The sequence below is a fragment of the Pseudoflavonifractor sp. 60 genome (assembly GCF_009911645.1).
Taxonomy (GTDB): Bacteria; Bacillota; Clostridia; order Oscillospirales; family Oscillospiraceae; genus Lawsonibacter.
Map to the genome: position 1 here is coordinate 1 of NZ_QWKI01000038.1, position 11961 is coordinate 11961.

Annotated in this window: 13 protein-coding genes and 1 pseudogene; 8 read left to right on the forward strand and 6 right to left on the reverse strand. The window is 55.3% G+C overall.

The window, feature by feature from the left end; all coding sequences use genetic code 11:
• From D1646_RS04830 to D1646_RS04850, 5 genes and pseudogenes are all read left to right on the forward strand, one after another.
• The coding region (locus D1646_RS04830) for a cysteine-rich VLP protein (protein ID WP_160635370.1) at positions 1–295 on the forward strand (295 nt) is incomplete at its 5' end.
• Between the two features lie 73 nt (positions 296–368).
• Positions 369–1145: a replication initiator protein A gene (locus D1646_RS04835; protein WP_160635371.1), complete on the forward strand. Its 777-nt coding sequence runs from the start codon at positions 369–371 to the stop codon at positions 1143–1145.
• Between the two features lie 75 nt (positions 1146–1220).
• The gene (locus D1646_RS04840) at positions 1221–2072 is read left to right on the forward strand and encodes an ATP-binding protein (RefSeq protein WP_160635372.1); all 852 of its coding nucleotides are present in this window, start codon (positions 1221–1223) and stop codon (positions 2070–2072) included.
• On the forward strand, positions 2069–2254 hold the full coding sequence (locus tag D1646_RS04845) for a transposon-encoded TnpW family protein (protein ID WP_160635373.1): 186 nt from the start codon (positions 2069–2071) through the stop codon (positions 2252–2254). Before D1646_RS04840 ends, D1646_RS04845 begins: the two co-directional genes overlap by 4 nt.
• A 30-nt stretch (positions 2255–2284) precedes the next feature.
• Positions 2285–3304, forward strand: a pseudogene (locus D1646_RS04850) (type IV secretory system conjugative DNA transfer family protein); the annotation flags it as partial.
• A gap of 126 nt (positions 3305–3430) precedes the next feature.
• On the opposite strand, the gene D1646_RS04855 reads toward D1646_RS04850, so the two are convergent.
• From D1646_RS04855 to D1646_RS04880, 6 genes are all read right to left on the reverse strand, one after another.
• Positions 3431–3769, reverse strand: a complete 339-nt coding sequence (locus D1646_RS04855) for a sigma-70 family RNA polymerase sigma factor (protein WP_160635374.1) — start codon at positions 3767–3769, stop codon at positions 3431–3433.
• Between the two features lie 270 nt (positions 3770–4039).
• Positions 4040–4894 (reverse strand): hypothetical protein, encoded by an 855-nt coding sequence (locus D1646_RS04860; RefSeq protein WP_160635375.1) that lies wholly within the window; start codon positions 4892–4894, stop codon positions 4040–4042.
• Positions 4895–4953: 59 nt separating this feature from the next.
• A complete protein-coding gene (locus D1646_RS04865; RefSeq protein WP_160635376.1) occupies positions 4954–5880 on the reverse strand; it encodes a fumarylacetoacetate hydrolase family protein in 927 nt (308 codons plus the stop codon).
• A gap of 59 nt (positions 5881–5939) precedes the next feature.
• On the reverse strand, positions 5940–7169 hold the full coding sequence (locus tag D1646_RS04870) for a dicarboxylate/amino acid:cation symporter (protein ID WP_201754551.1): 1230 nt from the start codon (positions 7167–7169) through the stop codon (positions 5940–5942).
• Between the two features lie 29 nt (positions 7170–7198).
• A complete protein-coding gene (locus tag D1646_RS04875; RefSeq protein ID WP_243154025.1) occupies positions 7199–8350 on the reverse strand; it encodes a pyridoxal phosphate-dependent aminotransferase in 1152 nt (383 codons plus the stop codon).
• A gap of 254 nt (positions 8351–8604) precedes the next feature.
• Positions 8605–9393, reverse strand: coding sequence for an SDR family oxidoreductase (locus D1646_RS04880; RefSeq protein ID WP_160635377.1), 789 nt, complete (start codon positions 9391–9393; stop codon positions 8605–8607).
• A 143-nt stretch (positions 9394–9536) separates the two neighbouring features.
• Here D1646_RS04880 and D1646_RS04885 point away from each other — a divergent pair, with 143 nt between their 5' ends.
• The 3 genes from D1646_RS04885 to D1646_RS04895 all read left to right on the forward strand — a co-directional run bounded on the left by D1646_RS04885 (position 9537) and on the right by D1646_RS04895 (position 11781).
• Positions 9537–10478, forward strand: a complete 942-nt coding sequence (locus tag D1646_RS04885) for a LysR family transcriptional regulator (RefSeq protein WP_160635378.1) — start codon at positions 9537–9539, stop codon at positions 10476–10478.
• A gap of 189 nt (positions 10479–10667) precedes the next feature.
• Positions 10668–11213, forward strand: a complete 546-nt coding sequence (locus D1646_RS04890; RefSeq protein WP_160635379.1) for a flavodoxin family protein — start codon at positions 10668–10670, stop codon at positions 11211–11213.
• 19 nt (positions 11214–11232) lie between these two features.
• The gene (locus D1646_RS04895; protein ID WP_160635380.1) at positions 11233–11781 is read left to right on the forward strand and encodes a flavodoxin family protein; all 549 of its coding nucleotides are present in this window, start codon (positions 11233–11235) and stop codon (positions 11779–11781) included.
• Positions 11782–11961: the final 180 nt, after the last annotated feature.

Here is an 11961-nt window from a genome sequence, read left to right on the forward strand (position 1 = left end):
TATTGTGCTGGATAACGGCGAGCCTTGTGTATGCGTCCAGAGTATCAGCTATTCGCTTCTCTGCCGCTGGTTCACTGCCGCCGTGCTTCCCCTTGACTGGAAACTGGAAGCCGCCCTACTCCACCGGGCAGAACTGAAACGCTGTACCGAGTGCGGCGGTCAGTTTCTCCCAAAATCCAACCGGGGGAAATACTGCCCCGATTGTGCCGGACGCATGAAAAGAACCAGAGCCGCACAGCGCAAGCGGAAACAGAGGGGGAAATGTCACGCTTTAGAAAATACAGAACCCCCGTAAATCAAGGCTTCCCGGCTACTGCTCAACGGGTATGCGGTACATTTATCCTTTACCCCCGGAAAAGCCGTTTTAAATGCGTAACAGAAGCCACAGACAGGAGGTGAAAACCATAACCGAATACATTACAGCCAACACCACAATGCCGCCCTTTTTCCCCTATCCCCGATTTCTGCTGAAAATGGACTTGTCACAGACTGCAAAGCTGCTCTATGCGCTGCTCCTTGACCGTTTCACCCTCTCACAGAAGAACGGCTGGCAGGACAATGAGGGCAGGACGTATATTGTCTACCCCATAGCAGAGATAGCGGAAATACTGGATAAAAGCACCATGACAATACAGAACTCCCTAAAAGAACTGGATATTGCCGGGCTTTTAGAGAGGGAACGCCGGGGATTTTCCGCGCCGAACCGCCTTTATGTGAAAGTGCCGGAAGTAGTAAAGGTTTCTTTGGATATGACACAAAGAAATCTTGATGTCAGTCCTAAAGAAAACTGTACATCAGACACAAAGAAAACTTTACCTATGATACAAAGAAAACTTTACCCTAACCAACTAAATATAAACAAACTAAAAGAGAGCCAACGAATGGGAGCGTGTGGAGAGCCGCCCGCGCCCTATGGCAAATACCAGAATGTTTTCCTCACTGAAAGCGAATATGCGGAGCTGAAGCAGGAATACCCGGACAGCCTTGAACGGCTTATTGAGGAAATGAGCCGGTATATTGCTTCCAGCGGGAATGACTATGCGAACCATGCCGCCACGCTTTACAGGTGGGCGGACAGGGAGAAAAAGGAGAACCCGAAAAAGGGAATCCCCGACTATTCTTTCAAAGAGGGCGAGAGCCTTTGACAGCGGAGATAAAACGCCCCGTAAACAGGGCGTACAGACAGGGCAACGAAGCACCGACAAGGAGGATTTTTTTCTATGAGCGATTATGACAACACTATTTTCCGGCTTGCCACAGCACAGGAAGCAGAGCCGGAGGACTACACAGGCGGGGACGGGCTTTTATACTGCGGGAGTTGCCGCCAGCCCAAAGAAGCCTACTTCACCGAGGGAAAAGGGCTTTTCGGACGTGACCGCCACCCCAAAGAATGTGACTGCCAGCGCAAACGCCGGGAAAAGCAGGAAGCCACCGACAGGGAACGCAAGCACCGCGACACCGTGGAGGAATTAAAACGCCGGGGATTTTTCAACGCCGCCATGCGCCAGTGGACTTTTGACAATGACAACGGCAAATGCCCCCAAATGGATAAGGCGCACTTCTATGCGGCGAACTGGGAGGAAATGAAAGCGGAAAATATCGGCTATCTGCTATGGGGCAAGGTAGGCACAGGCAAGAGCTATTTTGCCGGGTGTATCGCCAACGCCCTTATGGAGCGTGAGGTTTCCGTGTGCATGACAAATTTTGCCTTGATACTCAATGACCTTGCCGCCAGCTACAAGGGCAGGAACGAATACATAGACCGCCTTTGCCGCTTTCCGCTACTTATCCTTGACGATTTTGGCATGGAGCGCGGCACGGAATACGGGCTTGAACAGGTATACAACGTGGTTGACAGCCGATACCGAAGCCGGAAGCCGCTGATTGTCACAACGAATTTGACGCTGGAGGAATTACAGCACCCGGAGGACACCGCCCATGCCCGGATTTATGACCGTCTGCTTGAAATGTGCTGCCCTGTCTGCATTACCGGGGAGAACATCAGGAAAGCCACGGCACAGGGGAAAATGGAACGGTTAAAAGGACTGATGAACGGAAAGGAGCGCCTATGAACAATGACACCAGCAAGACCAGCCGCGCCGCCGCCCCTCTGGACGCGAAGCCCGACCTTGTGAAACGGATAGGGAACACCACCTTTGACGTTCATATCCATTTCAGCGAAACGAGCCGGGAAACCTTTACGGATAAGGTAGTGCGGCTTATTGAGAATGACAAGGACAGTGTAACCAACTGAAAAGAAGATACACTTTTTCTTGTTCCCTACTTGACATTACCAAAAGGGAGCCTCTTGATCGAGGTAGGCCAGCTCCTAAAACGGGGCGAATATAGGATAAAAGTGCTGAATACCATCAATTTTTCCAAATCCATGCGATATAACCCGTTCGCCTATCTGCACAGCGAAAAGGACATCTTAAAGCTGGTAAACACCATCATCGCCAACACCAAGGGCGACGGCGAAAAATCCGCAGAGGATTTTTGGGTGAAGTCCGAACGGCTATTTTACACCGCCCTAATCGGCTACATCTGGTACGAGGCCCCGGAGAACGAGAAAAACTTCACCACCCTGCTTGAAATGATAAATGCCAGTGAAGCCAGAGAGGACGATGCCGAATTTCAAAGCCCTGTGGATGAAATGTTCGCCCAGCTTGCGGAAAAGGAACCGGAGCATTTCGCCGTCCGACAATATCAAAAGTTTCTGCTTTCGGCTGGCAAAACTCGTTCCTCTATCCTTATTTCCTGCGGGGCAAGGTTAGCGCCCTTTGACATCCGGGAAGTCCGTGAGCTGATGGAAACCGACGAAATGGAGCTGGACGCCCTGGGCGACCGCAAAACGGCCCTGTTCCTTATCATGTCGGACACGGACACGACATTCAATTTCATACTGGCGATGCTGCAAAGCCAGCTTATCAATCTGCTGTGCGACCGGGCCGACGACGTGTACGGCGGGAGGCTTCCCGTCCATGTCCGGCTGATACTGGACGAGTTCGCCAACATCGGGCAGATACCCAACTTTGACAAGCTGATCGCCACCATCCGAAGCCGGGAAATCTCGGCTTCTATTATTTTGCAAAGTCAATCGCAGTTGAAAAGCATCTACAAGGATGCCGCCGACATCATCAGCGACAACTGCGACTGTACTTTATTTTTGAGTGGGCGGGGGAAGAACGCCAAGGAAATTTCCGACGCGCTGGGCCGGGAAACCATCGACAGCTACAACACGTCGGAGAACCGGGGCAGCCAGACCTCCCACGGACTGAATTATCAAAAATTGGGAAAGGATATGCCATAATACCTTGTGACGAGTTCAGTTGCCCACAAAAATTCACGAACAGGGACACGATCAACTGGACTTTTCGTGGAAAGAATAGGACAATAGGACTTGAACACAAGGAGGTTCATTATGGCAAAATTAACCTATACGAGAGTAGGCGACTACTACATCCCAGATCAGGCCGTCCCTGGGGTCCTCCCACACCAGGGTATCCAGAGCGGAAGCGTCCTCCCGGCACCTGCGCCACCAGTGCCTGAGCTGGTCCCGGTACTCGTTTCGGGCTGTGACAATGAGCCACGCCTTTTCGTGCTCCGGATCACGAAAGGGGGTGTCCCGCTCCATAGCCCTGCGAAAGACGGTCTGGGCGGCATCCTCGGCGTCGGGTACGCTCTTCATCATCACCAGACAGACCTGATACACCAGCTTAAACTGCCGCCGGTATATCTCCGCTATCTCCTCCTGGGAGTACGCCCCCATTGCCGCCGCCTCCTTTCTGTCCTTCTGTTTATTACACGATCCAGACCAGGATTTTGTTGAGGTGCTCAGAAAAATTTTGGAGGGTATTTTATACTGTTTCTTAATTATAGGTAAAAATATTCAATTACAAAGCGCATGGAATCCGTCTGTCCAGTCCTGGGAAAACCGCCCAAAAATCTGGTCTCTCCCGTCAGGCGAAGAAACTGGAGTATTTGGACAGCTGTCAAAGCCGGCTGTTTTTACCGCAGCCGGCTTTGTATTTGGGGGCATTTACTTTTCGATGCCCCGTTTCTTCATCCATTCGGGCAGCTCATCGGGTTTCAGACCGTTGTACTTGCAGCCGGGGTAGCGGCAGTTGGCGCAGTTGCCCTTGTTGCCCTTGACGGGAGGCTCGCCCTTGATGTTCTTCTCCAGGAACTCCACCAGGGCCTTGATATCGGCCTCCTCGCCGTCCACGGCCCAGTAGTGGGCGCCCTCGCTGCTGCCGATGCCACCGGCGCACACCACCTTGGCGTCACAGCGGAACATAGCTTGGATGGCCTCCACCTCGGTGAGGATGTCGGCGCTGGACAGGCAGTACAGCCCGGGGTCGGCGCCCATGGAGATGTCGATGTGGCTGGCTCCGCCTAGGGCGCGGCTGGCGGCGGGAACGCTGGGCACCATCTTCTCATAGCCCACAGGGCAGATCCATTTCAGCCCCTTGCTGGTCATATAGCCGATGAAGTTGGGGACGGTGCCGCCGTTGAAGCCGGAGGTGATGACCCCCACATGACCGTCCTGGTCGAAGGCGTTAGCCCCTTTGATGATGACGGTGTCGGCGTGGTAGTCCTGCAACGCCTCGGCAATCGTCTTGTCTACGGGCTGTCCCTTGTAGAACACATTGGGGAAGCTCTTGCGGCTGGAGGGCTCAGTGACGCACAGCAGGCCGTCGGTGCTGCTGCCCACGGTACACAGGCCGGGCTCCACCTCATAGCCCAGCTCCTGAGCGATAAAGGCGTTGGTGGTGCCGCCGGCCAGCAGGACATAGGCGTCCTTCCAGGCCTTTTGGAACTCGGGGGTCTGAATGACCGCCTTGGCAATCAGACGGCGGGCCTCGGCAGGGGTCAAAACAAAGGTAGCTTTCATGATAATCGCTCCATTCTAAACTTTTTGAAATTCCCGCCCCGCTGGAACGGGAAGCTGTTTTACGCCTTCTCAGGGTGCTTCTTCAAATCGACCACGGGGTTGAGCAGGGGCCGCATCTCGAAGCCGTCGGGGCCGACAATGCGGCACTCGGCCATGTCGCCGTCCTGGATGTGGAAGGCCCGGGGGGTTCCGGTGGACAGAATGTCGCCGGCGTACCAGCCCTGAATACTGCTGTGGAGAGAAACCAGCCGGGCGGGGCGGTGGGTCATGTTGGCCACCACGTTCTTGGCGTAAATCTCGCCGTTGTGGACGGACTGAACCTCCAGCTTGAGCACGTCGGGCACTTCATCCGAGGTGACCAGCTCGGGACCGAAGGAGAAGAAGGTGGGAAAGTTCTTCACGATGCACAGATACCGGGGATTGCCGCTGACATAGTCGTTGCCCTTGAGGATGGATTCCTCCGTCATGTCCAGGATGGTGGTGTAGCCCACAATGGCGTCCTGCCAGTTCTCCTCGGACACGTCCCGGCAGTCCTTGCCCATGATGACGCCCAGCTCCGCCTCGGCGGTGGTCTTCTGGGCCTCTTTCAGGGTGGGCAGCTTGATATCGTCGCCAGGGCCAACCAGGGTATCGGCCATTTTAAAGAAGCTGCCAGGGAAGCCGGTGGGGGCGGCGGAACCGATATCCCCGGCGTGGTCCACGTAGTTCAGACCGATCCCGAAGATGCGCTTGGGGTTGCGGTACAGGGGGGCGTAGACCACCTCCTCCTGAGGGACCAGGCCAGACAGATTGTTCAGCTCAGCCTTGCCGCCCTGGTTGTACCAGGCGGTCAGGCCGGGAATTTCACCAGCCTGGATAAGGGACAGCATGTCGGTGCTCCAGGCGGTACCCTTGGCGGCGTTGAGGGCGGCGATGGGGAACACGCCCTTGGGGGTGACGATACCGGCGATTTCAGCGCCGTTCTTTTTAATGGTAGCGAGACGCATATTCAATTCCTCCCAAATAATTTTTTTAGAGCTCCCGCCCCATGGGGGCGGGAATCAGCTTACTTCCTGGCGGCGGCAACAGGGGGCTCAATCATCTTTTCGCTGCGGGCCACCACCATGGTGGTGACAACGTCGCCTGTGACGTTGAAGGTGGTATTTGCCATATCAATGAGACGGAAAATACCGGCAATCATGCCCACGATCTCCAGGGGCAGGCCCATGTTGGTCAGCAGGATAGTGGTCATAATGATGGCGCCGCCGGGTACGCCGGGACAGCCCATTGCCACCAGTACCGTGGAGATCACAATGTTGACCAGGGCGGCGGGAGTCAGCTCCATGCCGTAGATCTGAGCGGTCATAACAATGGCCGCGGCATAGTAGATACAGCCGCCGTTCATGTTGATGGTGGCGCCCAGGGGCAGAGAGAAGGAGGACAGCTCCGGGGACACACCAAAGTCGTCATTGGTAACAGAGGTGGTGATGGGCAGTGAGCCGGCGCTGCTGGTGGTGCTCAGGGTGACCACCCACACCTTCCAGATACCCTTGAAAAACTGTCCGATGGGGAACCGGGCCAGCAGAGCGACCATAGGGACGTACATCAGGAAGACCAGAATCACATCGGAGGCGTAGACGGTGAGGATCAGCTTACCCAGAGGGCCAAAGATCTTCAGTCCATACGCGCCTACCGAGTCAGCCAGCAGGGCACACACGCCGATGGGAGAAAACTCCATGACAATGGCGGTAATTTTGGACATGACGTCGGAAAAGCTCTGGATAGCGGAGGCGAGACGCTCCCCCTGTTCCCCCATCATAATGAGGGCGACGCCCAGGAAGATGGAGAAGACGATGATCTGGAGCATATTGGTGTTGACAAAGGACTGGAAGATATTGGACGGGAAAGCGTCCACAATGGTGTCCAGCACACTGGGCATGGCCTGGGCCTCATACTGGCTGCTTTCTGCCAGGGCGCTCATATCAAAGCCCTGTCCTGGATTGGTGATATTTGCCATCAACAATCCCAGGGCCACCGAAATAGCGGAGGTGAGGGCGTACAGTCCCACCACCTTCACACCGATGCTGCGCAGCTTACGCAGGTCGCCCAGACTGGCCACGCCGGCGGTGATGGAGCAGAACACCAGGGGAACCACGATCATTCTGATCATGTTCAGGAAGATGGTGCCCAGGGGCTTCAGGACGGTGGCCTTCTCCTGGAAGATCAGGCCGATCACGATGCCCAGTCCAAAGCCGATGAAGGTTTTCAGGGCCAGGCTCATCTTTTTCTGTTTCAAAGTCTTTGTCCTCCCTCTCTATTCATTTGTCAAGGTTTCTGCTGAAGCTGCTCAACGGCTTTCTTCAGCTGTGCGCATCCCTCCACGATATTGTCATAGCTGTTGGCAAAAGACATCCGCAGATAGCCCTCGCCGCCGGGGCCGAACACGTCGCCGGGCACTAGGGCAATCTTGGCGTTCTCCAGCAAATAGGCGGACAGATCGGCGGATTTCATATTCAAGGACTTGCAGTTGATGAAGATGTAGAACGCGCCCTTGGGGCACTCGCAGTGCAGGCCGGGGATCTCGTTGATCGCCTTGACGGCGTAATCCCGGCGGCGCTGGTATTCTTTCACCATCTCGCTGACCACGTCCCCCTCCTCGTTGAGGGCGGCGATGGCGGCCACCTGGACGAAGTTGGGGGCACAGGTGGTGTTGTGCTGGTGGAACTTGTTCATGGCCAAAATATATTCCTCGGGAGCGGCTACATAGCCCAGCCGCCAGCCGTCCATGGCGTAGGCCTTTGACATACCGTTCATGGTGAAGGTGCGCTCCTTCATCCCAGGCAGGGAGGCAATGCTGATGTGCTTGGCCCCGTCGTAGACCAGCCGCTCGTAGACCTCGTCGGAAATGACCATCAGGTCGTTTTTCACGGCGATCTCAGCCAGCTCCTTGAGCACATCCTCGGACAGCACACCGCCAGTGGGATTGTTGGGGGTGATGATGACGATGGCCCGGGTCTTGGGGGTGATCTTTGCTTTGACCTCCTCCAGGTCCATCTGGAAGCCGGTCTCCTCGGTGAGGCCGTAGGTGACCGCCTTGGCTCCCAGCAGACTGGGAACATTGATATAGTTGAGCCACACCGGGTCGGGGACCAGAATCTCGTCCCCCTCCTCCAGGATGGTAGCCAGGACGGCAAACACCGCCTCGGACAGGCCCACAGTGACCAGCACTTCGGAGGCTTTATAATCCACGATGTTCTCCCGCTTCAGCTTGTCCGCGATGGCCTGGCGCAGCTCCATCAGGCCGAAGTTGGAGGTGTAGTGGACCTTGCCCTCGGCCAGGGCCTGTTCCGCCGCCTTCTTGATGTACTCCGGGGTGTCGAAGTCAGGCCGCCCGATCTCAAAGTGGAGGACCTTTTCCCCTGCCCGCTCCATTGCCAGCGCCTTCTCGTTGACCTTGCGGATACCGGATGGCGCCATCCGGTTCATCCGCGCCGCGATTTTTGCCGCTATAATTTTGCCTCCTTCAATTAGGTAAACTTGTTTGAAATGAGCGGTGTTTTCTGCTGTCTTTGATACTATTTAGCCATAAAAGTGGGGGAAAGTAAAATACGAAAAAACTGAACACGTTATATCTGATTTCGTATAAGCTCTATGCAGGCTGCATAAACACAGAAGCCTGGCAAGATTGTCCTGCCAGGCTTCTGCATGGAAGAAAGAGAAGAAACGCAATCTCAATAGGCCCCGGTCATAGCACCGTCTGCCAGGATCGTCTGGCCGGAGATGTAGGTGTTGGCTTCTGAGCAGAGGAAGGCGGCCAAGCGGCCATATTCGTCCACCGTTCCGTAACGGCCCATGGGAAAGGACTTCAAGTCTTCCTTTTCATATTCCTCCACAGAGAGCCCAGCCTTCTCAGCCCGCATGGTGTTCAGACTGGTAATGCGTTGGGTGCTGATCCGGCCAGGGCCAATCACATTAACCAGGATGTTGTCCCTGCCCACCTCCTTGGCCAGTGTTTTGCTCATACCAACCACGCCCATACGCATAGTGTTGGACAGGATCAGGTTGTCCAGGCAGTCTTTCACAGAGGAGCTGGTAGAGTTCAAAATCCGTCCTCCCCCCAGACGGCGCATGGAGGGGAGTACAGCCCGAATGGTGCGGATGTAGGACAGCAGGCACATCTCGAAGGCGCCCGTCCAGGCCGCATCATCGAAGCTGTCAAAGGGGCCGGGCCTGGGGCCGGGTCCCATGTTGACCAGGGCGTAGATGTCGCCCAGCGTCTGAACGGTGTGAGCCACCAGAGCCTGGATATCCTCCGCCTTGTTTACATCGCACAGAAACACCGCAGGGCGGCTGCCCGTCTCCTGTTCAATGTCTGCCTGGGCTGCGGCCAGCCGCTCCGCATTGCGGCCGCTGAGCATGACCCTGGCCCCCTCGCGGGCCATCTCCGTGGCGATCCCCTTGCCCAGACCGGCAGCGGACGCCATACACAAAACTACTTTGCCCTTCAATCCAAGATCCATAATGATACCTCCGAACCCTAATCATTGAAATTGTCTTGTATTTTGCTGACGCTTCTGATATTATTTAGCCACCAAGCGGTGGAAATGTAAAATACGAAACGCTTTAAGAGCCTATATCTATTTTCGTATAGGGGGACAGCAAAGTGACGAATTATAGAGAGTACATCTATGCGGTCTATCAGGAAAAAAGCTTCTCCAAGGCGGCTAAAAAGCTATTTGTCTCCCAGCCCTGGCTGAGCGCTGCGATTAAAAAAGCGGAACAGGAGTTGGGATTGGCGCTGTTTGACCGAAGCACCAGTCCAATCTCACTGACGGAAGCGGGCCGGTACTATATTGCAAAATATGAAGAAATTGCGGCGATTGAGGAGGAGATGAGGGAGCATTTCAGGCAGATACGGGACGTGGAGCGCACAGAGCTGCACATTGGCAGTTCCATGTTCTTCTGCACCTATGTTCTCCCGGGCCTGATGGAGGAGTTTCAGCTCCTCTATCCCCAGGTGACCCTGACGTTAACCGAGGGCGGCAATAAAACGCTTGTAGAAAAGCTTATGAACGGACAGCTTGATTTCCTTCTGGAGGCGGAACGGCCCGCCAACAACCGGGTCCACTCCATCCCCTGGGCCTCGGAGGAAATTGTGCTGGCCGTCCCTGCCGGGAATCCTGTCAACGAAAAACTGACCGCGTACCGTTACTGCTTCACTGATTTTTTGAGCCGTACCCAAACCGGAAACCGCCGTCCCCCGGTACCTTTGGAGGCATTTTCCCAGGAAAAGTTTCTGCTCCTGAAGGAGGGGAACGACATTCACCAGCGCAGCCTCCAGATGTGTAAACATACAGGATTCTCTCCGAAGGTGTCTCTATACCTGGCTCAGATGATGACCGCCTATTATCTGGTTCTGGAAGGACAGGGGATCGCCTTCCTTCGTTCCACCATTCCGGCCCATGTTGCGCCAACGGACAGGGTAGTTTTCTATCAGCTGGGCGATCCTCTGGCAGTACGCAGCATTTATCTCTCCTACACCCCGCAGAACGCCAATCCGGTAAAACAGCATCTCGTTGACTTTATGAAAGACAATATTTTATAAAGTTAGTGCCGCTTAGTCAGGTGATAGAGCTGTTTGGACACAGCGGCCTTATCAAGTTGATACCAACATGATAGGAAAATAGATATAACGTTATCAAGTGATTCGTATTTGCTTGGGAAAGGCGCCCTCTGATATAATGACGTCACAAAAACACCGCGGCCTGCGGCAAACATTGAGGAGGCAATCCATATGAGCAAGAAAATCGTAGTCATTACCGGCAGCCCCCGGAAAAGCGGCAACAGCTTTGCTATGACGGACGCGTTTATCCAGGCGGCCCAGGCCAAAGGGCATACCGTAACCCGGTTCGATGCTGCCATGATGAAGATTGGCGGCTGTCACGCCTGCGAGACCTGCTACAAGACCGGCAAGGCCTGCTCCTTCGACGACGACTTCAACACCATCGCCCCCGCCATCCTGGAGGCTGACGCCGTGGTCTTCACCATGCCCGTCTACTGGTACTCCATCCCGGCCCAGATCAAGGGCGTCATCGACCGCCTGTATTCCTTGGTGGTGGGCGGCAAGGACATTGCGGGCAAGGAGTGCGCCATGATTGTCTGCTGTGAGGAGGCGGAGATGGACGTGATGGATGGAGTCCGCATCCCCCTGGAGCGCTCCGCCGCGCTGATGAAGTGGAAGATGGTGGGCCAGGTGCTGGTGCCCGGCGTGCTCAACGCCGGCGATATCGCAAAGACAGACGGCTGTGCCCAGGCGGCTGCTCTGGCAGAGAAATTTTGATCCCAGGAGGCTTTGACTTATGGCAAAGAAAATCGTTATCTTAAACGGCAGTCCTCGGAAAAACGGCAATACATCCGCTCTGGTCAAAGCGTTAACCCAGGGAGCCGAACACGCTGGACACACCGTGACCGAGTTTTTTCTGGACAGCATGAACATCCACGGCTGTAAGGGCTGCTTCGGCGGACATAGCAGCCAGGCGTGTCCCTGCGTTCAGAAGGACGATATGGCTCAGATCTATCCGGCTGTGAAGGAGAGCGATGTGGTTGTGCTGGCCACCCCGCTCTACTATTGGAACATGAGCGGCCAGCTCAGGACAGCAGTTGACCGCCTCTTCGCCTTGGAGGAGGGGGACGGCAATCTGCTCCGGGGACAGGGCAGAGCTTCCGCCCTGCTGATGGCTGCGGAGGGCCATGGATTTGAGGATGTTGTTCTCTACTATGACCATCTGATGGAGCATCTGCGCTGGAACAACCTTGGTCATGTTTTGGCTGGCGGCAATATGGATGTGGGGGACATTGCAGGCAAGAAGGAGCTCAAAGAAGCCTACGAACTGGGCAGATCTGTTTAAAGGGTCAGCAATACGTTCAGCCTGTCCGGGTCCCGCAGGGGCGCCTGTTCCTCGTCTCCTCCAGAGCCTTGACCTCCATGACCGACAGCCTGTGCGAGACCTACGGTGTGGGCAGCTACGACCAGGCCAAGACTGACCTGGGGGTCAAGTAAAACCGCAGCGGGCAACATATAAAGCCAG

What these genes read in the sequence shown, in the direction of transcription:
- D1646_RS04860 (WP_160635375.1), bottom strand. Translation starts at nt 4,894, where the DNA reads ATGAAAGCTACCTTTGTTTTGACCCCTGCCGAGGCCCGCCGTCTGATT.
- D1646_RS04835 (WP_160635371.1), top strand. Translation starts at nt 369, where the DNA reads ATGCGTAACAGAAGCCACAGACAGGAGGTGAAAACCATAACCGAATAC.
- D1646_RS04855 (WP_160635374.1), bottom strand. Translation starts at nt 3,769, where the DNA reads ATGGGGGCGTACTCCCAGGAGGAGATAGCGGAGATATACCGGCGGCAG.
- D1646_RS04840 (WP_160635372.1), top strand. Translation starts at nt 1,221, where the DNA reads ATGAGCGATTATGACAACACTATTTTCCGGCTTGCCACAGCACAGGAA.
- D1646_RS04890 (WP_160635379.1), top strand. Translation starts at nt 10,668, where the DNA reads ATGAGCAAGAAAATCGTAGTCATTACCGGCAGCCCCCGGAAAAGCGGC.
- D1646_RS04845 (WP_160635373.1), top strand. Translation starts at nt 2,069, where the DNA reads ATGAACAATGACACCAGCAAGACCAGCCGCGCCGCCGCCCCTCTGGAC.
- D1646_RS04875 (WP_243154025.1), bottom strand. Translation starts at nt 8,350, where the DNA reads ATGGCGCCATCCGGTATCCGCAAGGTCAACGAGAAGGCGCTGGCAATG.
- D1646_RS04895 (WP_160635380.1), top strand. Translation starts at nt 11,233, where the DNA reads ATGGCAAAGAAAATCGTTATCTTAAACGGCAGTCCTCGGAAAAACGGC.
- D1646_RS04880 (WP_160635377.1), bottom strand. Translation starts at nt 9,393, where the DNA reads ATGGATCTTGGATTGAAGGGCAAAGTAGTTTTGTGTATGGCGTCCGCT.
- D1646_RS04865 (WP_160635376.1), bottom strand. Translation starts at nt 5,880, where the DNA reads ATGCGTCTCGCTACCATTAAAAAGAACGGCGCTGAAATCGCCGGTATC.